We start from the raw sequence: 19686 nt of genomic DNA, 5'->3' as shown, positions 1-19686 counted from the left end.
TCAGCGCACGACCGAGTCGGTGATCGTGCGGCTCGCGCCGAGGAAGAAGATGCCCGGCAGGGTCTCGAAGCCGTCGCTGGGGTTGTCGGTGAGCCGCGAGCCGCGGACGGTCAACGTGCCGGTGCGGTCGTTGGAGACGAAGAAGATCGCCCCGCCTCCCTCGCGGGCCCGGTTGCCGCTGATCGTCGAGTCGTCCACCGTGAGGTGGATGTCGTTGCCGTCGAGGTAGACCGCCCCGCCCGACCCGCCGCCGGGCGTGTCCGGCCGCGCCGGGTTGGCGCCCCGGCCGACCGCCCGGTTGCCGGTGAACGTCGAGCCGCTGATCCGCCACGAGACGCCGATGCTGCTCAGCGCCGAGCCGTTGCTGCAGCGTCCGCCGGTGAAGGTGGAGCGGCGTACGACGACCGGGCGGTCGCGGTGCTGGTCGAGCACGCGCACCGCGGCGCCGCCGACGTCGGGACCGGTGCGGTCGCAGCGGTTGTCGGCGAAGGTCGAGTCGACGATCCGCAGCCGGCCGCCGCGCACGAAGATCGCGCCGCCGCCCCCGCCGTCGGTCGACTCCCCGACGCTGCTGCCGCGGACCAGGCTCATTCGCTTCACCACCAGCCGAGGCTCGGCCTGGTCGTTGCAGTGCGAGGTCGTCCAGACCTGCGCCCGGTCGCAGGTGTTCATATAGAGGATCCGCCGCTGGCCCGCACCGCTCAGGGTGACCAGGCCGCCGCCGTCGAGGACGACGCGGGCCGAGGTGTTGACCACCTTGGCCGTGCGAGTCATCTCGATCGTCACCGGCGCCGGACCGCAGTCGAACGTGATCACGCCGCCCTTCGCGACCGCGCGGACCACGGCGCGCGAGGTGCACGACGCCGGCGTGCCCGTGCCGACGACCACGTCGGCGCGCGCCGCGGCCCGCGTCGCCGTCGCCGTCGCCTCGATCCGGGCGGCTGCGACGCCGGTCGTGGGGGCGTCCGCCGTGGCCGGGGGTGCCGGCACCACCACTGCGGCGAGCACCGCCGCGGCGACGCCGGCGCGCCTCACGACGCCTGCCCGGGCGCGTCCTGCAGGGCCTTCTCGATGTCGCCGGCGAGCTTCTCGGGCTCGGTCTGCGGGGCGAAGCGGTCGATCACGTGGCCGTCGCGGCCGACGAGGAACTTGGTGAAGTTCCACTTGATCTTGCTGCCGAGCAGGCCGCCCTTGGAGGCCTTGAGCCAGTCGAAGAGCGGGTGCGCGTCGTCGCCGTTGACGTCGACCTTGGCGAACATGGGGAACGTGACGCCGTAGTTGCGCTCGCAGAAGTCGGAGATCTCCGCCTCGTCGCCGGGCTCCTGGTGGCCGAACTGGTCGCAGGGGAAGCCCAGCACGACCAGGCCCTGGTCGGCGTAGGTGTCCTGCAGCTCCTGCAGGCCCTGGTACTGCCCGGTCAGCCCGCACTGGGAGGCGGTGTTGACGACCAGCACCACCTTGCCGTCGTACTGGCCGAGATCGGTGTCGGTGCCGTCGATGGCGGTGGCCGAGAAGTCGGAGAGAGTGGTCATGGCCCGAGTGTGCCAGCGGTGCCGGCACGACCGCTCCCCTCAGGTGTCGAGGGCGTCGAGCTCCACCAGCGCCGACTCCCACCGCTCACGGCGCTCGGCGTCGGTCTGCTCCCACCACGGGGTGCCGCGCTCGCCGAGGCCGACCTTGGCCAGCGGGTACGCCGTCGCGTCGCCGCGAGCTCGTCGTCCCCCCGGGCCGAGCGGACGCCCGCGCGTCCCCTGCCGAGGTGGGAGGTCAGGCGTTCGCGCTCGGCCGCCGGGATCGCGGGATCCGTGCGCCGCCACCGCCGGCCGTCGACGACCAGCCACTTCTCCGCATCGGTCGGGGAGTCGGTCGGCTCGGCCACGTGGCCAGTCTGCCCCGGTCGACCAGCAGCGGCTGGTGGTGCGCCGCTACCTGCGCGGACCCGACGCCGCCCCCGCCACCCGGTCCGCCGGTGCGTCCTCGACCGCGGGCGACGAGGCGGACCGCGCCCGGATGATCGCCTTGCGGACCTCGTCGTACCAGAGCACCACCGACGCCAGGGCCACGCACGCGCCCCAGTGGGCGAGGTCGAGGGAGTGGGTGCCGAAGGCGACCTGGAGGAAGGGCACCTCCACCACGGCGAGCTGGAGGACCGCGCCCAGCGCGATCGACGCCCACAGCCACGGGTTGGCGAACAGGCCGTGGAACGCGCTGGTGGTCTCCGAGCGGGCGTTGAGCGCGTTGAAGAGCTGGGCCAGCACCAGGGTGGTGAAGCCGGCCGTCCGGGCGACCTCGAACGTGTCGCTGCCCTCGACCAGGCCGCCGGGCAGGAACAGGTCGATCGCGAAGAGGGCCACCAGCGCCATCACCAGGCCGACCGTCACGATGCCCCCCCACATGCGCCCGTCGATCGCCCGCTCGGTCAGCCGGCGCGGCCGGCGGGCCATCACGTCGTCGATCTCGGGGTCGACGCCCATGGCGAGCGCCGGCGTGGAGTCGGTGACCAGGTTGATCCAGAGGATCTGCGTGGCGAGCAGCGGCAGCACGATCGCCTCGTCGCTCGCCGCGCTGAGGCCGAGCATCCCGGCGAAGACCACACCGAGGAACACGGTGAGCACCTCGCCCATGTTGGACGACAGCAGGTAGCGCAGGAACTTCTTGATGTTGTCGAAGATGACGCGGCCCTGCCGCACGGCCGCGACGATCGTGGCGAAGTTGTCGTCGGCCAGGATCATCCGCGACGCCTCCTTGGTCACCTCGGTGCCGGTGATGCCCATCGCGACCCCGATGTCGGCCGACTTCAGCGCCGGGGCGTCGTTGACGCCGTCGCCGGTCATCGCCACGATCTCCCCGTCGTCCTGCAGCGCGTCGACGAGCATGAGCTTGTGCTGCGGCGCCACCCGGGCGTAGACCGACACCTCCCGGATGACCTCGCGCAGCGCGTCGCCCTCGAGGCCGTCGAGCTCGGCCCCGGTCACCGCCCGCGCGCCCGGTCCGACGATGCCGAGGTCGGTGGCGATGCGCCGAGCCGTGGTCGGGTGGTCGCCGGTGATCATGATGACCCTGATCCCGGCGCGGTGCGCCTCGGCGATCGCCGCGGCCACCTCGACCCGCGGCGGGTCGATGATGCCGACCACCCCGACGTAGACGAGGTCGTGCTCCAGCCTCGTGTCGAGGTCGTCCGCGCCTGCCGATCCGTCGGGCGGCGCCTCGTCCGGGTCGTCGACGACGCGGTAGGCGACGCCGAGGGTGCGGAACGCCTCGCCCGAGAGGGCCTCGACCTCGGCGAGGCGCTCGGCCCTGGCCGCGTCGGTGAGGGGGACCGTCGTCGCACCCACCTGCTGGCGGGTGCAGTTGGCGAGCAGGACGTCAGGCGCCCCTTTGCTGAACAGCAGGCGGGTGCCGTCGGGGCGCTCCTCGTGCAGCGTCGACATCATCTTGCGCTCGGAGGTGAACGGGATCTCGGTGCGGCGCTCGAAGCGTTCCAACCGCTCGGTGACGCCCTCGAGCTTGCGCGCGGCCACCAGGAACGCCGCCTCGGTGGGGTCGCCCTGGATGGTCCACTCGCCGTCGCGCTCGCTCAGCTGGGCGTTGTTGGCGAGCGAGCCGGCGCCCAGCAGCAGCCGCGCCTCGGCGAGTTGCGCCTCGCTCAGGTCGCCGCCGTCGGCCGTCACCGCCCCGTCGGGGCGGTAGCCCACGCCGCTGACGTCCGCGCGTCCCGACGCCGTGACCAGGCGCTCGATCGTCATCTCGTTGCGGGTCAGGGTGCCGGTCTTGTCGGTGCAGATCACCGACGCCGAGCCGAGGGCCTCGACCGAGTCGAGCCGCTTCACCACGGCGTTGCGCCGCGCCATCCGCTGGACGCCGATCGCCAGGACGACCGACAGGATTGCGGGCAGGCCCTCGGGCACCGCGGCGACCGCGAGCGACACGCCGAGGAGCAGGACGACGACGAAGTCGCTCGCCGTGCTGACGCCCTGCACCACCACGATCACGGCCATCACGACGACGGCGATGACGACCACGATGATGCCGAGCATCCGGCCGATCCGGCCGACCTCGGTCTGCAGCGGGGTGGGCTCCTCCACGGTCGCGTCGAGCATCTCGGCGATCGCGCCGACCTCGGTCGACATGCCCACCCCGGTGACCACGGCGCGACCGACGCCCTGCGCCACGGCCGTGCCCTTGTAGACCATGTCCACCCGGTCACCGAGGGGGACGAGCTGCTCCAGCGTGGCCGGGGACTTCGTGACGGCCTCGCTCTCGCCGGTCAGCGACGCCTCCTGGACGCGCAACGCGGTCGCGCTCAGCAGTCGCCCGTCGGCGCCCACCGCGTCGCCCTCGTTGAGGACGAGCACGTCGCCGCGCACCAGCTCGGCCGACGGCACCACCTCGAGCCGCCCGTCGCGCAGCACCGTCGAGGAGGCCGCGGTCATGGTGCTCAACGCCGCGACGGCGTCCTCGGCCCTGGCCTCCTGGGTGTAGCCGAGCACCGCGTTCATCACCACGATCGCGGCGATCACGATGGCGTCGACCGGCACCCCCTCGCCGCCCTCGACGAACCACGAGATCGTCGAGATCGCGATGGCGGCCAGCAGCAGGTAGACCAGCGGGTCCTCGAACTGCGCCAGGATCTTGCGCCAGGTCGGGACCGGCTTCTTGGCCCGCAGCTCGTTGGGCCCGTCGCGGCGCAGGCGGCGCTGTGCCTCCTCGGTCGAGAGGCCGGTCGCCGGATCCACCTCGAGCCGGCCGAGCAGCACCTCGGCGTCGACCTGGGACGGATCGACCGGCTCCGGCATCACGACACCACTCGGCTCATCCGTCCATCATGCGCCTCCGGCGGCCGTCCCGGACGTGCCGGACGCCTCGGGGCGCACCCCGGACGGACGCGGATCGTCTGTCGAGTCGTCGCGTCCTGACACGGCTGACGCCAAGATGAGCCGACTCGACGGGTTCGGGCGGTCAGGATGCGCCGACTCGACCTCGCTGCCGCCGGCTACGGGCGGTGCGGCTCCGGAGCCAGGCCGAGGTAGCCGCCGAACAGCCGCCGGAGCACGGCCAGCGCCTCGTCGGGGGTGAGCGGCGCCTCGGCCGGCGTGCCCAGGCCGCGCGCCAGGGTGTCAGGTGGGGTGGTTGTAGGTGCCGCTGAAGGGCGGGGCGCCCCACGGGTAGGTCGTGAAGGTGATGACGGGCGCCGACCAGGTGACGTCCTGGCCGCTGTCCATCTGCGCGAATCCTCGGGTGAAGTCCCAGTCGGAGCTGTGCTCCGACAGGTCGACGCTGACCCGGGCCACCCTGTCGCTGCTCGGCTGGAAGCCACCGACGGTCACGTAGAACCTGGTGCCGTTCTCCCACCCGGCGTCGAACCTCACGTCGTCGACGGTGCAGGTCCCGACGACCTCGCCGGTGGCGTTGTCCAGCACCTCGCACGAGTCGCCGCCGGCGGTGGCCCAGGTGCCGGACGTGGCCCGGGTGGCGAACACCGCTCCGTCACTCCACGCCGCGACCGTCCGGTCCGCGGTCGTGGCGACGATCAGGGCGACCGCCACGAGGGTGCCCATCGCGGCGAGCAGACGCCGTCGCGTGGCGGGCCAGGTCATGCTGTGGCTCCTTCTCTCTCATCAGGTTGGCAGGGGTCTCGGCAGGGTCTCGGCAGGGCAAGGGGTGGGACTGGGCGCGGCCGGGCCTGCGCCGGCCGCGCCCAGCAGGGCCCTAGCGGGCCTCGTGCGACGAGGCGGCGACCAGGTCGCGTGTCGCCTCGTCGTCGTGCGGGTCGCGTGCCGCGTCCTGCCGCCTCCCCGCCGGGACGGGGCCGGGGCGGGGCATCAGGCTGAGCGCGAGGATCGCCGCGACCGCGATCACGAGCGGCACGGCGACGCTCGGCTGCGTCAGCCGCAGCCAGGCATCACCCACGCCAGCGAACTGCCAGCGCGGGGACAGCACCGTGTCGTCGGTGACGACGTACTCCCCGGCGTCCGGGCTGTCGTTGGCGTCGCCCTGCATGCGGACGTGCCATGACCCGTCGTCGTGCTGCGCCACGTCGATGACGCGGTGCGTGACGAGCCGGTCCGAGACGTCGTTGTGCAGGGACAGCACGTCCCCGACCTCGACGTCCTCGATCGGCACCGGGGTGGCGACCACCAGGTCGCCGGTCATGATCTCCGGCTCCATGGACCCGGAGACGACGATGAGCGGCTTGATCACACCCAGCGTGGTCGCGCACCACAGCCCCAGGCTGAGGACCCCGATGACGGCGAGGCCCCAGACGAGGACGTCAGCGGCCGTGCGCAGGACGCGCACGGCCACCGCGCGGCCCGCCATCTCGTCAGGACTCTCCGGTGAACTGCAGGGTCATCGTCCCCTCGGTGCCCTGGTAGTCCTCGGGCCAGTCGTCAGGGGTGGTGACCTGCAGGATCACCGTGTCCGTGGCACCGGCGTCGAGCTGGGACGACGACGGGTCGTGGATGGTGGCCGTCGCCGGCGCGGTCCCCTCGAACAGGGCACCCTCCGTGGTCAGGACGCCCTTGCCGAGGGTCAGCGGGACGCTGCCGGCGTTCTTCAGCTGCAGGCTGACGGTCTTGTCGGCGCCCTGGTTGAGGTCCTTGAACGCGTCGGCAGGGATCGACACGGCCTGGTTCTCCGTGTCTGCGTCGTACCAGGTGTTGCCACCGTCGACGCTGGCCTGCAGCTCGACGCTCTCGACGGCGCTCGCGCCGCCGTCGAACCATGCGTCGTCGGTCCACGTGGCACTGGTCAGGGCCGCTCCGACGCCCAGCACGGCGACGCTGGCCAGCGCGAAGCGGACGATCGCTCCGCGGCGGCGGCGCTTGTCGCGGTCCTGGTCAACGGCTACGACGTCGGTCGTAGTCATGTCTGCTCCTTTCTTCGGTTCGGCGTTCGCCGGATGACGGTCGGCGCGCGCCCGGACGTCCGGGCATGACCCGTCGACCGCCCGCTCGGGTTCGCAGGCGGTCCTCCCGCCGGGCATGACCGGGGGCGGGCACTGCACGACCGGGGCGGCGGAGCCGCGACCCGACGGCCGTCGTGGACGCTCGCGCGACGAGAAAATTCTGACGGCCGCCGAGCGAGCGCCCAATATCGGCGGGCGTGACGTTGGTCATCCCGCGGGCGCCGCGTCGCCTCTCAGGTGGCGCCGAGGGCGTCGACGACTGCGCGGACCGCGGGCGACTCGGCCATCGACGCGCGGTGCACGACGGTGATCTCGCGCGACGGCACCGGGCGGTGCGCGGCCACCGCGACCACGTCGTCGGGCAGCGCGGACCGCCCGAGCCGCGGCACGAGGGCGATCCCGAGCCCGGCCCCGACGAGCGCGAGGTGGGAGTCGAACTCCATCGCGACGTGGGCGATGCGGGGAGCGCGGCCGGTGCCGTCGTACATCCGCCGCAGCCACTGCCGGCAGATCGACCCCTCGGGCGTGGCCACCCACGCCTCGTCGACGAGGTCGCGCGGGGAGACGCGGGTACGCCCGGCGAGGCGGTGGTCGCGCGGCACGATCACGTCCGCGACGTCGCGGGCGATGGTCACGCTGACGAGGTGGTCGGGCAGGTGGAGGGGCACGTCGCCCCACTGGTGCACGATGCCCAGGTCCTGCTGACCGGCGGCGACGAGGTCGACGGTGTCCCACGGCTCGCGCTCGGTCAGCGTCAGCGACAGCTCCGGGTGGCGGTCGAGGAGGTCGCGCACCGACGCGGCCACCAGCCCGCGCATCGCCGTCGAGAACGCGGCGACGCGCAGCCGGCCGGTGACTCGGCCGGCATCGCGCTGGAGCCCGGACTCGATCCTCTCGAGCTCGGTGAGGAGACGCGAGCCGTCGTCGACGAGGCGGCGTCCGTGCGCGGTGAGCATCACCCCTCGGCCGACCCGTTCGAGCAGCGCGACCCCGGTCTGCTTCTCCAGTCGCTTCACCTGCTGCGACACCGCACTGGGCGTGAAGCCGAGGGCGTCCGCGGCGCCCGCGACGCTCCCGTGGGTGTCGACGGCCCGCAGGCTGGTGAGAGCGGCGAGATCGATCATGCAGGAACGCTACCGCGTGAGGTGAACGATCGTTCGCTGGTGCTTCATGATTGCGCACCGCAGACTGAGGACGTGAACCTCCGCGACTCCCTGCTGGCCGCCCTCGTCGCCACGATCTGGGGATTCAACTTCGTCGTCATCGACTGGGGCATGGCCGACGTGCCGCCCTTGCTGTTCGTGGCGATCCGGTTCGCTGCCGTCGTGCTCCCGGCGGTGCTCCTCGTCCCGCGGCCCGACGCGCCGTGGCGGATCATTGCGGCGGTCGGCGTGTTCATGTCGCTCGGCCAGTTCGGGTTCCTCTACCTCGCGATGGCGGCCGGGATGCCGCCCGGCCTCGCGGCCCTCGTCCTCCAGGCACAGGTGGTCTTCACGATCGTCATCGCGGCGGGTGCGCTGCGCGAGGTCCCGACGCCGCTCCAGGTCGGCGGCGTCGTGGTCGGTACGGCCGGTCTCGTCGTGGTCGGGCTCGGACGCGGTGGCCAGGTCCCGCTCGTCGCCCTGGTGCTGTGCCTGCTCGGCGCTCTCTCGTGGGGCATCGGCAACGTCGTCGCCCGTGCCGCGAAGGTGCCCGGCGGGTTGTCGCTCACGGTGTGGTCGGCGCTCGTCGTGCCGCTCCCCCTCCTCGCGCTCTCCCTCGTCGTGGACGGGCCGTCCGCGGTGGCCACCGCGCTGGCCGGCTTCTCGTGGCAGGCGGCGGTGTCCACCGTCTACACCGCCGGCCTCGCCTCGTTGGTCGGCTACGGCATCTTCAACGGCCTGCTCGCCCGCTGGCCGTCGAGCGCAGTGGTGCCGTGGGTGCTGCTCGCCCCCGTCGTCGCCATGGCGTCGGCCTGGGCGCTGCTCGACCAGCGGCCCAACGCGGCTGAGCTCGGCGGCGGTGCGCTGCTGCTCGTCGGGGTGCTGGTGGCGCTGCGTCCGTCCCGGGGCCGAGGGGCCGCGCGTGAGGCGGACCCCGCCCCCGAGCTCGTGCGGTGAGGTGAGGTGCGGTGCGGTGAGGTGGCGCCCGGACCCACGTTGGACCAGAAAGGGCTCCTGACCTCGATCGAGGTCAGGAGCCCTTCTGCCACATGAGCGATCCGGGCTTCGACCCGAACCGCTCCTGCTCGTGGTGCGCGAGGGGGGAGTTGAACCCCCACGTCCTTTCGGACACACGGACCTGAACCGTGCGCGTCTGCCTATTCCGCCACTCGCGCCAGAAGCGGGCTCAGGCTACCCCACGGCCGAGGCTGGCTCCCAATCGGCCGGGAGGTCGTGCCGGACCGGCGCGGCGATCCCGGGCCGACCGGGGCGGCACCGTGGCGAGGGGGCGGGCGGCCGGTACGCTCGGCCGCACCGGCCGGGCGGTGGGTCATGCCTGCCCGCCCACGACGATCCGACCGAGCGCGACGAGAGGAGGCCCGATGCCGAACCCGCTGCAGCGCTTCGAGCAGCGGCTCGAGACCGTGATCTCCGGTGTCTTCGCCCGGGCCTTCCGCAGCGCCGTCCAGCCCGTCGAGATCGCCGCGGCCCTCCAGCGCGAGTGCGACAACAACGCCCAGGTGCTCAGCCGCCAGCGCCGGCTCGTCCCCAACGACTTCCACGTCGAGCTGTCGGCCACCGACCTCGAGCGCATCGTCGGCCTGGGCCGCGCGCTCGAGCAGGACCTCGTCGACCAGCTCCAGGACCACGCGGACGCCCAGGGCTACGTGTTCACCGGTCCCATCGGCATCGCCTTCGAGACCGCCGACGACCTGACGACCGGCCGCTTCCGCATCCGCTCCAAGGCGCAGGCGAGCGTGACCGACAACGACCAGCGCACCCGTACGCGCTCCTCGCACGCCACCCTCGAGGTCAACGGCACCCGGCACCCGCTGCGGCCCCCAGGCCTGGTGATCGGCCGCGGCACCGAGGCCGACCTGCGCATCAACGATCCCGGCGTGAGCCGGCGCCACCTCGAGCTCGTGGTGAGCATCGACGGCGTCGAGGCCGTCGACCTCGGCTCGACCAACGGCATCCTCGTCGACGGGTCGAAGGTGACGCGGGCCCGGCTGCGCGACGGCTCCACGCTCCGCATCGGCCACACCGACATGACGGTCCGCATCGACGGCGGTCGCGACGAGGCCGGGGGCTGGAATGTCTGAGCTGACCCTGTTCCTGATCCGGATGGCGTTCCTCGCGATCCTCTGGATCTTCGTGCTGTCGGCGATCTCGGTCATCCGCTCCGACATGTTCGGCGCGCGCGTGCCCGAGACCGCGCGCAACGGCGCGCCGGCGCCGAGCCGCAAGGCCAAGGCCACCAAGACCAAGGCGCCCCGCAAGCCGCGCCGCGGAGCGCCCACCCATCTCATCGTGGTCGAGGGGGAGAACGCCGGCGTGCGCGCCGAGCTCGCCGACGCCCCGCTCCTCATCGGCCGCGGCAGCGACGCCGCGATCAAGCTCGACGACGACTACGTCTCCACCCGCCACGCCCGCGTCGCCGCGAGCGGCGACGAGTGGTTCGTGGAGGACCTCGGCTCCACCAACGGCACCTATGTCGGCCCCGTCCGCATCACCCAGCCCACCACCATCGGCCCCGGCGTCCAGGTCCGCGTCGGCAAGACGATCCTGGAGCTGAGGAAGTGATGTACCTCCACTACTCCGCGATCTCCGACGTGGGCCGGGTCCGCCGGGAGAACCAGGACAGCGGCTACGCCGGGCCCTGGCTGCTCACGGTGTGCGACGGCGTCGGCGGCGCGGTGCGCGGCGACCTCGCCTCCAGCACCGCCGTGCAGGCGCTGCGCAAGCTCGACCAGGAGCCCGACGACGACATCCTCGGCCAGGTGGCGGGCGCGGTGCACCGCGCCGACGACCGCATCGCCGAGCTCGTCGAGGAGGATCCCGGCCTCAACGGCACCTCGACCACCGCCACCGTCGCGCTCTTCGACGGCCACCGTTTCGGCATCGGCCACATCGGCGACAGCCGCGCCTACCTGCTGCGCGACGGCGAGCTGCGCCGGCTGACCCACGACCACACCTTCGTCCAGTCGCTCATCGACGAGGGGCGGATCACCGAGGAGCAGTCGCGCACCCACCCGCACCGCAACCTCATCCTCAAGGCGCTCGACGGCGTGCGCCACGAGGAGCCCGACCTCTTCGAGGTGCCCGCCGAGGCCGGTGACCGCATCTTCGTCTGCAGCGACGGCGCGTGCGGCACGCTCACGGACGAGCGGATGGCCGACATCCTCTCCACCGGCACGCCCGACTTCGCCGCCGTCGAGCTCGTCCGGGCGAGCCTCGAGGCCGGCAGCACCGACAACGTCACCTGCATCGTCGCCGACGTCCTCGACGAGGCGCCGCCCGAGGACCTCGCCCCGCTGCTCGTCGGCGCGGCCGCCGACCTGCCGCGACGGCTCCCGCTCAGCGGCGCGGTCGGCGGGCTGTTCCGCGGCCACCGCTCCGGCGACACCGGCGAGATCCCGCCCGTGCCCGACGACGTGCCCGAGGGCGCCTACGTCGCCGACCCCATCGACCCCGAGGCCGCGCGCTACGCGCCCCGCGACCCCGGCCGCTACGCCTTGCTGCGGCGGCTGCTGGTCGCGGCCGTGCTGCTCGGCCTGGGCTGGGTGGTGCTCGCCGCCGCCTGGTCGTGGAGCCAGCAGCAGTTCTACGTCGCCGAGGACGACGGCAGGGTGACGATCTTCCGCGGCATCGACGCCGACCTCCCGGGCATCTCGCTGTCCCACCCCTACGAGGTCACCGACGTCGAGCTCACCCGCCTCAGCGACATCGACGCCGAGACGGTGCGCGAGGGCATCGAGGCCGACGACCTCGAGGACGCCCACCTGACCGTGGACAACTACGCCGCACGCCAGGACGTCGACCCAGGGTGACGGGACGAGTGCGATGAGTCAGACCGGGACCCTGATGGGCTTCGTGCACCGGCGACGCCGGGGTGCGGAGCTGTTCCTGCTCGTGCTGGCGCTGGTGGTGGGCATCGGCGCCTACGCGGCCGTGGGCCTCGGTGTCGAGGGCGTCGTGCCCGCCGACCTCGTCGGCTACGGTGGCTGGCTGACCGCGCTGATCGTCGGGGCCCACATCACCGTGCGCCTGGTCGCGCCCTACGCCGACCCGGTGCTGCTGCCGCTCGTCGCGGCCCTCAACGGGCTCGGGCTCGCGGTGATCCACCGCCTCGACCTCACCTACGAGGCGCTGGGGCGCCCCAACTTCACCTTCGCGCGCCAGCAGCTGATCTGGATGACGCTGGGCGTCGCGCTCTTCGTCGCCACGCTCGTGCTCCTGCGCGACCACCGGGTGCTGCAGCGCTTCACCTACACCGCCGGCCTGCTCGGCATCGTGCTGCTGATCCTGCCCTTCCTGCCCGTCATCGGCAGTGGCAAGAACGGCGCCAACATCTGGATCAACGTGGCCGGCTTCAGCTTCCAGCCCGGCGAGGTCGCCAAGGTGCTGCTGGTGATCACCTTCGCCGGCTACCTCGTGCTGCACCGCGACGCCCTCGCGCTCGCGGGGCGGCGGGTGGTGTTCATCGACCTGCCGCGCGGGCGCGACCTGGGCCCGGTCCTGGCGATGTTCGGCGTCTCGATGATGATCCTGGTGCTGCAGAACGACCTCGGCTCCTCGCTCCTCTTCTTCGGCCTGTTCCTGGTGATGCTCTACGTCGCCACCGAGCGGCCCGGGTGGCTCGTGGTGGGCGGGCTGATGTTCGCCGTCGGCGCGCTCGCGGCCTACACGTTCGTCGGCAACGTGCAGAACCGCTTCAACTTCTGGCTGCACCCGATGGACTACTACGAGTCCTCGCCGGGCAGCTACCAGCCGGTCGAGGCGATGTTCGGCATGGGCTGGGGCGGCCTCATCGGCCGCGGCCTGGGCAACGGCTTCCCCGAGCGGATCACCTACGCCGAGTCCGACTACATCGTCGCCGCGATCGGTGAGGAGCTCGGCCTGACCGCCGTCATGGCGGTCATCCTCTGCTACGGCCTCATCGTGGAGCGTGCGCTGCGCACCGCGCTGATCTCGCGCGACGGCTTCGGCAAGCTGCTGGCCGTCGGCCTCGGTGCGATCGTCGCGCTCCAGGTCTTCGTCGTCGTCGGCGGCGTCACCGGCCTGATCCCGCTGACCGGCCTCACCACCCCGTTCCTGTCCTACGGAGGCTCCTCGCTGGTGGCCAACTGGGTCCTGATCGCGCTGCTGCTGCGCATCTCCGACCAGGCCCGCCGTCCCGCCCCGCGCCTCGACCCGGTGGACGACGCCGGCGCCGACAGCGAGAGCACGCAGGTGGTGAGGCTGCGGTGAACAAGCCCATCCGGGTCTTCTCGGTCTTCTGCCTGGTCCTGTTCCTCGCGCTGCTCGTCAACGCGACCTACCTGATGTACGTCCGCGCCGACAGCCTGTCCGACGACCCGCGCAACCGCCGGATCATCACCGCGGCGTTCTCCCGCGAGCGGGGCGCGATCCTCGTCGGCAAGGACGCGATCGCGCGCAGCGTGCCCTCCGACGACAAGTACAAGTTCCAGCGCACCTACTCCCAGCCGTTCAAGTACGCCCCCATCACCGGCTACTTCTCGTGGTACGGCCAGACCGGGGTCGAGCGCTCCCAGAACGCCGTGCTCGCCGGCGACGACTCGCGCCTGTTCGTCACCCGCCTCGTCGACATGCTGAGCAACACCGACCCCAAGGGCGGCAACGTCCAGCTCACCGTCAACCCGGCGGCCCAGGACGCCGCCTGGACCGGCTTGGAGAACCTCCCCGGCGACGCGCAGGGCGCCGTGGTGGCGCTCGAGCCCACGACGGGCCGGGTCCTGGCGATGGCGTCCACCCCGACCTTCGACCCCAACAACTTCGCCTCCCACGACTTCGGCGCGGTCGCCGAGCTCAGCGAGGAGCTCAACGCCGACCCGCGCGAGCCGCTGGTCAACCGCGCGATCGGCACGACGCTGCCGCCGGGGTCGACGTTCAAGCTCGTCACCGCCGCCGCTGCGATCGAGTCGGGCAACTACGACGCCGACTCGCAGGTGCCGGGCGGCTTCCGGTTCAAGCTGCCGCAGTCCACCACGACCGTCGGCAACTACGACGGCGGCAACTGCGGCGGGCGCCGGATCACCCTGACGCAGGCGCTGCAGGTCTCCTGCAACGTCACCTTCCTCAGCCTCGCCAACGAGCTCGGGGTCGAGGCGATGGCCGACCAGGCCGAGGCGTTCGGCTTCAACTCCACGTCGCTGGAGGACCTCGGCGGGCAGGCCGAGTCGCTCTACCCGCGCGACATGGACCCGCCGCAGACCGCCCTGTCCGGCATCGGCCAGTCCAACGTCACCGCGACGCCGCTGCAGATGGCGATGGTCGCCGCGGCGATCGCCAACGACGGCGACGTGATGCGCCCCTACGTCGTCGACGAGGTGCGCGCGCCCAACCTGTCGGTCCTCGACCGCACCGACCCGCAGAGCATCAGCAAGGCCGTCTCCAGCACCACCGCCGACGAGCTGACCAAGATGCTCGTCGCCACCGTCGAGTCGGGCACCGCGACCCCCGCGCAGATCCCGGGCGTGGAGGTGGCCGGCAAGACCGGCACCGCCCAGTCCACGGCGGACCGCCCGCCCTACGCGTGGTTCGTCTCCTTCGCCCCCGCCAACGACCCCAAGGTCGCCGTCGCGGTGCTCGTGCAGTCGAGCGACACCTCCCGCTCCGAGATCGGAGGCGGCCGCCTCGGCGGCCCGATCGCCAAGTCGATCATGGAGGCGGTGATCACCCGATGACCGTGCTCGCCCCGGGTGGCCACGTCGACGACGCCCACCGCTACGTCCTCGAGTCGCGCATCGCCACCGGCGGCATGGGCGAGGTGTGGTCGGCGCGCGACACCGTGCTCGACCGCGCCGTCGCGGTCAAGGTGCTCAAGGCCGAGTACGCCGACGACCCGCTGTTCCGCAGCCGCTTCGAGACCGAGGCCCGCAACGCAGCCGCGCTGCACCACCCCGGCATCGCGTCGGTCTTCGACTACGGCCAGGGCGCGCCCGGCGACGGCTCCGGCACCCCGCGCCCCTACCTGGTGATGGAGCTCGTCGACGGCCAGCCGCTCTCGGCGCTGCTGCGCCCGGGCGCGCCGCTCGACCCCGCCGCCACCCAGGACCTGCTGGCCCAGGCGGCCGACGCCCTCGGCGCCGCCCACGCGGCCGGCATCGTGCACCGGGACGTCAAGCCCGCCAACCTCATCGTGACGCCCGACCGGCGGATCAAGGTCACCGACTTCGGCATCGCCCGCGCCGCCGAGGGCATGGCGCTCACCCAGACCGGCGAGGTGATGGGCACGCCCGCCTACATCTCGCCCGAGCAGGCCGAGGGCGAGACCGCCACGGCCGCGTCCGACGTCTACTCCCTCGGCGTCGTCGCCTTCGAGTGCCTCGCCGGCCGCAAGCCGTTCGTCGCCGACACCCCGGTCGCCACCGCGATCGCCCACGTGCGCCGCCCGGTGCCGGACCTGCCCGACACCGTGCCCGCCGACCTCGCCGCGGTCGTACGCCGCTCGCTGGCCAAGTCGCCCGGTGACCGCTTCCCCGACGGCACGGCCTTCGCCCGCGCGCTGCGCTCCCCCGCCTCCTACGCCGGCTCCTCTCCCGCGACCTCCTCCGACGCCTCGACGCCCGACGAGGACGCCACCGTCGTGGCGCCCGTCGCCGCCCCCGACCCTCACCGCGACCCGGCCAGCGACGTCGCGGCCACCCGGGTCGCCCCGGCCGCACCGCCGCCGGCCCCCACGCCCGCCGAGCCCGCGCCCACCCCCGGCAGCCGGCGTACGACGCCGTGGCCGACGATCGTCGGGATCGTCGCGGTGGTGCTGGCCCTGCTGGTGGCGTTCTGGCTCGGCACCCGCGACGACGACTCGCCGTCGCCCACCGACGAGCAGACGACCTCGGGCGACCGGTCCCCCTCGCAGCAGCCCAGCGACTCCCCGAGCGAGCAGTCCGAGTCGCCCACCAAGTCGCCCACCCGGACCCCGAGCCCGTCGCCCAGCGAGACGGAGTCGGAGACCCCGACCGAGACGCCCACCGAGACACCCACCGAGACGCCCACCGAGACCGAGGCCCCCACGGTCGAGGTCGACCCGGGCGCCTACGTCGGCCGCGACCACGGCGACGTCGAGCAGGAGCTGCGCGACCTCGGCCTCGAGCCGGTGCCCGTGGAGCTGGACAACCCCGGGGAGCAGCCGGAGGGCACCGTGGAGTCGGTCGAGCCGAGCGGCACGCTGCAGGAGGGCGACCGGGTCACGGTCAGCTACTGGGGCGCGGCCGCTGCCGGCCAACAGAAGGACGACGAAGGGAACGACGAGGGATGACGCAGCCGGAGCCGACGCTGATCGGCGGCCGCTACGAGCTCGGTGAGCTCCTGGGCCGAGGCGGCATGGCCGAGGTGCGCAAGGGCAAGGACCGCCGCCTGGGCCGCACCGTGGCGATCAAGCGCCTGCGCACCGACCTCGCCAGCGACCCGACGTTCCAGGCACGGTTCCGCCGGGAGGCGCAGTCGTCGGCGTCGCTCAACCACCCCGCGATCGTGGCGACCTACGACACCGGCGAGGAGATGGCCACCGACGGGTCGGGCGTCGCGCAGCCCTACATCGTGATGGAGTGCGTCGAGGGACGCACGCTGCGCGAGATCCTGCGCGAGGGCCGCAAGATCCTGCCGGAGCGGGCGCTGGAGATCACCGCGGGCGTGCTGTCGGCGCTCGACTACAGCCACCGCGCGGGGATCATCCACCGCGACATCAAGCCGGGCAACGTGATGCTCACGCCGTCCGGCGACGTCAAGGTGATGGACTTCGGCATCGCCCGCGCGATGTCCGACGCGTCGTCGACGATGACCCAGACGGCCGCCGTGGTCGGCACCGCGCAGTACCTCTCCCCCGAGCAGGCCCGCGGCGAGACGGTCGACTCGCGCTCCGACGTCTACTCCACCGGCTGCCTGCTCTACGAGCTCCTCACCGGCAGGCCGCCGTTCGTCGGCGACAGCCCGGTGGCGGTCGCCTACCAGCACGTGCGCGAGCCGGCGGCCCCGCCGTCCGACCTCGACGACCAGCTCGACCCCGAGATCGACGCCATCGTGATGAAGGCGCTCGCCAAGCGCGTCGAGGACCGCTACCAGAGCGCCGCCGCGATGCGCGCCGACATCGAGCGCTACCTCTCCGGCCACCCGATCCAGGCACCGGCCGTCGCGCCGGCCACGGCCGAGACGGCCTACGTCCCGCCGGCCCCGCCGGCCGACGCGACCTCCACGATGGCGGCCTCCCCGCCCCCTGGGCGCGACGAGCGGGGCCGCGGCCGGGCCGCGTGGTGGGTGCTCGGCGGGATCCTCGTCGTCGCGCTGCTCGCCGGTGGCGCCTACCTGGTCAACGGGATGCTCTTCGACGACGCACCGGAGCGGAAGCCCGTGCCCAACATCGTCGGCCTCACCGAGGACGAGGCGCGCATCGCCATCGGCGACGCGGGCTTCAGCGTGGGTCGCATCACCCGCGAGACCTCCGAGACCGTCCCGGCCGACACCGTGATCGGGCAGGACCCCAACCGCGACGTGTTCGCCGACCCCGACACCTCCGTCGACTTCGTGCTGTCGCTGGGCAAGCCCGAGGTGGAGGTGCCGTTCGTGGTGGGCACGCTCCGCAAGGAGGCACGCGCCGCGATGCTGGCGCAGAACCTCAAGGTGCGCTTCCAGGAGGAGGACTCCGACGAGCCGCGCTTCCAGGTGCTGCGCACCGAGCCGCCCGCCGGCACTGCCGTGGCCGAGGGCACCACGGTGACCCTGGTGTTCTCCGACGGGCCCGAGCAGGTGCCCGACGTCCGCGGGCTGCCCCAGCGCCGGGCCGAGCGGCAGATCACCGAGGCCGGCTTCGTGCCGAGCGTGCGCATCGACGCCTCGTCGACCGAGCCCAAGGGGACGGTCGTCGACCAGATCCCCGCCGGCGGCACGGCCGACCAGGGCAGCACCGTGACGCTCTTCGTCTCCGACTACGAGGAGCCGGTCGAGACGCCGACCGAGACCCCCGACACCGAGACGCCGACGCCCACGGAGACCCCGACGACGGAGCCCCCCACCGAGACCCCGGAGCCGCCGACCGAGACGCCCGACGGCCGTCCTGCGGCGCAACGCCCCGAGGCACCGCGGCGCGACTGAGCACCGCGACCCGGAGCGCGGGACGTACGCCGGCTGCCGGGCCGGTCGGCTACTCCGGCATCGGGGTGGCGTAGGTGAGGTCGAGCAGCCCCTCGTAGGCCGGCGCGACGGCCGCGTCGAGGGCAGTCATGTCCCAGGTGACGCCGCCGCCGGGGATCGCGGTGTAGTCGCGGTAGATCCCCAGGATCGGGTCGGTGGTCAGCTGGGCCTGCATCGCAGCCGGGTCGCCGATGCCGACGATGACGTAGGGCGGGGAGTAGGGGATGCCGTGCAGCGTCACCTGGTTGCCCTCGCACTTGATGCCCGTGGTCGAGATCAGGCGCTGGCCCTGGATGGTGACGGCGACGGCCCCGGCGTTCCACATGGCGTTGGCGACCGCCTGGATGTCCTGCTGGTGCACGACGAGGTCGTTGGGGTCGCCCTCGTAGGAGGCGCGCGCCTCCTCGGAGGCGTCGTCGAGGGTGACCCGCACCGCCGGTCCGGCCCTCTCCGTCAGCCCGGCGGGGTCGACCAGCGTGGCGATCTCGTCCTGGACGCGGCCGACCGAGCGGTCGCCGAGCTCGGCGCTGAGCGCCTCGACCTCCGTGTTGAGCGCGGCCGCCCGGGCGGTCAGCTCGGCCGCCTCGTCGCGCTCGGCGCGGACGACGGAGGCCAGGTCGGTGAGGCGCCCGCCGCGCAGGTCGAAGCCGTCGGCCTGCTCGGCGCTCACGGCGAACAGCGCCCCGCTGAGCAGCACGACCACCGGGGTCGCCACGCGCCATGCGCGCCGGCGCCCGGGGGACGACTGGGGCGGGGGCGGCATGCCGACTACGCTAACCCCCCGTCGGGCGCCTGCCGCCCGCGCCCGGCGTTCGCACTCGCCGCGACCCGCACACCAGCCCCAGGAGAAGCAGTGTCGAAGTCCCCCACGATCACCTCTGCGGAGAAGACCTCGCTCTTCACCCCCAGGTTCCTGATCGCCCTGCTCCTCGTCGTCGTCGGCATCGCGTGGCTGGTCTTCTACTACGTCGAGGGTCGCGGCAACCCGACCGCGTTCCCCCCGGTCGAGGGCAGCCCGAAGGCGATCGCCGACCTCGGCAAGTGGAACTACGCGATCGGCTTCGGCCTGCTGATGCTCGGCTTGATGATCTCCGCCCACCCCTCGACCCCGCTCGGCCGCGGCCGGGGCGTCGTGGTCGGCATGCTGGGCTGCTTCCTGGTGGGCCTGCTGTGGATCTGCACGTTCTACGTCTTCTCCGACGACCTCTCCAAGCTGTGGATCCTCAACGACCTCGGCCAGTGGAACCTCGTCGTCGGCATCGCCTTCATGGCGGTCGGGTTCAGCTTCGCGACCAAGTGGGAGTAGGTTCTCCCCTGGCCCGGTGATCCGGGCCCCACGGCATCCGTCGCCTCGAGCGGTGGGTGAGGCGCCTTCCTGGGGAAGGGGAGGCGTCTCTCCCACCGCTCGAGTCGTTTTCGGGTCCGCCCGGTTCTCCACACTGTGGAGAACCTCTGTGGAGAATTACATCGGTGTAGTTATCCACAGGT

Annotated in this window: 18 protein-coding genes and 1 tRNA gene; 9 read left to right on the top strand and 10 right to left on the bottom strand. The window is 72.8% G+C overall.

Annotated elements, in window-relative coordinates; translation table 11 throughout:
- The 8 genes from AC54T2_RS04575 to AC54T2_RS04540 all read right to left on the bottom strand — a co-directional run bounded on the left by AC54T2_RS04575 (position 1) and on the right by AC54T2_RS04540 (position 8031).
- The gene (locus AC54T2_RS04575) at positions 1-1035 is read right to left on the bottom strand and encodes a right-handed parallel beta-helix repeat-containing protein (RefSeq protein WP_496665640.1); all 1035 of its coding nucleotides are present in this window, start codon (positions 1033-1035) and stop codon (positions 1-3) included.
- A complete protein-coding gene (locus tag AC54T2_RS04570; RefSeq protein WP_186339724.1) occupies positions 1032-1532 on the bottom strand; it encodes a glutathione peroxidase in 501 nt (166 codons plus the stop codon). The genes AC54T2_RS04575 and AC54T2_RS04570 overlap by 4 nt, the downstream gene beginning before the upstream one ends.
- A gap of 39 nt (positions 1533-1571) precedes the next feature.
- Positions 1572-1817 (bottom strand): hypothetical protein, encoded by a 246-nt coding sequence (locus AC54T2_RS04565; RefSeq protein WP_496665639.1) that lies wholly within the window; start codon positions 1815-1817, stop codon positions 1572-1574.
- 108 nt (positions 1818-1925) lie between these two features.
- Positions 1926-4796 carry a cation-translocating P-type ATPase gene (locus AC54T2_RS04560; protein ID WP_496665638.1) on the bottom strand — a complete coding sequence of 957 codons (2871 nt, stop codon included), beginning with the start codon at positions 4794-4796 and terminating at the stop codon, positions 1926-1928.
- 321 nt (positions 4797-5117) lie between these two features.
- Positions 5118-5597 (bottom strand): hypothetical protein, encoded by a 480-nt coding sequence (locus AC54T2_RS04555; RefSeq protein WP_186339721.1) that lies wholly within the window; start codon positions 5595-5597, stop codon positions 5118-5120.
- Positions 5598-5709: 112 nt separating this feature from the next.
- Entirely contained in the window at positions 5710-6318 is a 609-nt protein-coding gene (locus tag AC54T2_RS04550; RefSeq protein WP_496665637.1) for a signal peptidase I, read from the bottom strand.
- 4 nt (positions 6319-6322) lie between these two features.
- Positions 6323-6868 carry a hypothetical protein gene (locus AC54T2_RS04545; RefSeq protein WP_496665636.1) on the bottom strand — a complete coding sequence of 182 codons (546 nt, stop codon included), beginning with the start codon at positions 6866-6868 and terminating at the stop codon, positions 6323-6325.
- 272 nt (positions 6869-7140) lie between these two features.
- Positions 7141-8031: a LysR family transcriptional regulator gene (locus tag AC54T2_RS04540; RefSeq protein WP_186339718.1), complete on the bottom strand. Its 891-nt coding sequence runs from the start codon at positions 8029-8031 to the stop codon at positions 7141-7143.
- Between the two features lie 72 nt (positions 8032-8103).
- On the opposite strand from AC54T2_RS04540, the gene AC54T2_RS04535 reads away from it, so the two are divergent.
- The gene (locus AC54T2_RS04535; protein WP_496665635.1) at positions 8104-9006 is read left to right on the top strand and encodes an EamA family transporter; all 903 of its coding nucleotides are present in this window, start codon (positions 8104-8106) and stop codon (positions 9004-9006) included.
- 131 nt (positions 9007-9137) lie between these two features.
- Here AC54T2_RS04535 and AC54T2_RS04530 read toward each other — a convergent pair.
- Positions 9138-9224, bottom strand: a tRNA-Leu gene (locus AC54T2_RS04530).
- 207 nt (positions 9225-9431) lie between these two features.
- Here AC54T2_RS04530 and AC54T2_RS04525 point away from each other — a divergent pair.
- Genes AC54T2_RS04525 through pknB form a run of 7 tightly spaced genes read left to right on the top strand, consistent with a single transcriptional unit; the run spans position 9432 to position 18159 of the window.
- Entirely contained in the window at positions 9432-10151 is a 720-nt protein-coding gene (locus AC54T2_RS04525) for an FHA domain-containing protein (RefSeq protein WP_186339716.1), read from the top strand.
- On the top strand, positions 10144-10632 hold the full coding sequence (locus AC54T2_RS04520) for an FHA domain-containing protein FhaB/FipA (RefSeq protein WP_186339715.1): 489 nt from the start codon (positions 10144-10146) through the stop codon (positions 10630-10632). Before AC54T2_RS04525 ends, AC54T2_RS04520 begins: the two co-directional genes overlap by 8 nt.
- Positions 10632-11879 carry a PP2C family protein-serine/threonine phosphatase gene (locus AC54T2_RS04515; protein ID WP_186339714.1) on the top strand — a complete coding sequence of 416 codons (1248 nt, stop codon included), beginning with the start codon at positions 10632-10634 and terminating at the stop codon, positions 11877-11879. The genes AC54T2_RS04520 and AC54T2_RS04515 overlap by 1 nt, the downstream gene beginning before the upstream one ends.
- A 13-nt stretch (positions 11880-11892) precedes the next feature.
- A complete protein-coding gene (locus AC54T2_RS04510; RefSeq protein WP_186339713.1) occupies positions 11893-13299 on the top strand; it encodes an FtsW/RodA/SpoVE family cell cycle protein in 1407 nt (468 codons plus the stop codon).
- Positions 13296-14756 (top strand): peptidoglycan D,D-transpeptidase FtsI family protein, encoded by a 1461-nt coding sequence (locus tag AC54T2_RS04505; protein WP_186339712.1) that lies wholly within the window; start codon positions 13296-13298, stop codon positions 14754-14756. Before AC54T2_RS04510 ends, AC54T2_RS04505 begins: the two co-directional genes overlap by 4 nt.
- Positions 14753-16330: a serine/threonine protein kinase gene (locus AC54T2_RS04500; protein ID WP_496665634.1), complete on the top strand. Its 1578-nt coding sequence runs from the start codon at positions 14753-14755 to the stop codon at positions 16328-16330. The genes AC54T2_RS04505 and AC54T2_RS04500 overlap by 4 nt, the downstream gene beginning before the upstream one ends.
- Positions 16327-18159, top strand: a complete 1833-nt coding sequence (gene pknB, locus AC54T2_RS04495; protein ID WP_496665633.1) for a Stk1 family PASTA domain-containing Ser/Thr kinase — start codon at positions 16327-16329, stop codon at positions 18157-18159. Before AC54T2_RS04500 ends, pknB begins: the two co-directional genes overlap by 4 nt.
- 49 nt (positions 18160-18208) lie before the next feature.
- Here pknB and AC54T2_RS04490 read toward each other — a convergent pair whose 3' ends face one another.
- Positions 18209-18961 carry a DUF881 domain-containing protein gene (locus tag AC54T2_RS04490; RefSeq protein WP_496665632.1) on the bottom strand — a complete coding sequence of 251 codons (753 nt, stop codon included), beginning with the start codon at positions 18959-18961 and terminating at the stop codon, positions 18209-18211.
- A gap of 90 nt (positions 18962-19051) precedes the next feature.
- On the opposite strand from AC54T2_RS04490, the gene AC54T2_RS04485 reads away from it, so the two are divergent.
- A complete protein-coding gene (locus AC54T2_RS04485; RefSeq protein WP_186339708.1) occupies positions 19052-19504 on the top strand; it encodes a cell division protein CrgA in 453 nt (150 codons plus the stop codon).
- The last annotated feature ends 182 nt before the right edge of the window (positions 19505-19686 follow it).

The organism is Nocardioides sp. Z35_8, assembly GCF_059621125.1.
This window is presented reverse-complemented; position numbering and strand designations above follow the sequence as displayed.

Bases quoted from the DNA above. Each gene is read 5' to 3' on its own strand.
- AC54T2_RS04570 (WP_186339724.1), bottom strand. From the start codon at position 1,532: ATGACCACTCTCTCCGACTTCTCGGCCACCGCCATCGACGGCACCGAC.
- AC54T2_RS04560 (WP_496665638.1), bottom strand. From the start codon at position 4,796: ATGCCGGAGCCGGTCGATCCGTCCCAGGTCGACGCCGAGGTGCTGCTC.
- AC54T2_RS04555 (WP_186339721.1), bottom strand. From the start codon at position 5,597: ATGACCTGGCCCGCCACGCGACGGCGTCTGCTCGCCGCGATGGGCACC.
- AC54T2_RS04550 (WP_496665637.1), bottom strand. From the start codon at position 6,318: ATGGCGGGCCGCGCGGTGGCCGTGCGCGTCCTGCGCACGGCCGCTGAC.
- AC54T2_RS04545 (WP_496665636.1), bottom strand. From the start codon at position 6,868: ATGACTACGACCGACGTCGTAGCCGTTGACCAGGACCGCGACAAGCGC.
- AC54T2_RS04540 (WP_186339718.1), bottom strand. From the start codon at position 8,031: ATGATCGATCTCGCCGCTCTCACCAGCCTGCGGGCCGTCGACACCCAC.
- AC54T2_RS04525 (WP_186339716.1), top strand. From the start codon at position 9,432: ATGCCGAACCCGCTGCAGCGCTTCGAGCAGCGGCTCGAGACCGTGATC.
- AC54T2_RS04520 (WP_186339715.1), top strand. From the start codon at position 10,144: ATGTCTGAGCTGACCCTGTTCCTGATCCGGATGGCGTTCCTCGCGATC.
- AC54T2_RS04515 (WP_186339714.1), top strand. From the start codon at position 10,632: ATGTACCTCCACTACTCCGCGATCTCCGACGTGGGCCGGGTCCGCCGG.
- AC54T2_RS04510 (WP_186339713.1), top strand. From the start codon at position 11,893: ATGAGTCAGACCGGGACCCTGATGGGCTTCGTGCACCGGCGACGCCGG.
- AC54T2_RS04500 (WP_496665634.1), top strand. From the start codon at position 14,753: ATGACCGTGCTCGCCCCGGGTGGCCACGTCGACGACGCCCACCGCTAC.
- pknB (WP_496665633.1), top strand. From the start codon at position 16,327: ATGACGCAGCCGGAGCCGACGCTGATCGGCGGCCGCTACGAGCTCGGT.
- AC54T2_RS04490 (WP_496665632.1), bottom strand. From the start codon at position 18,961: ATGCCGCCCCCGCCCCAGTCGTCCCCCGGGCGCCGGCGCGCATGGCGC.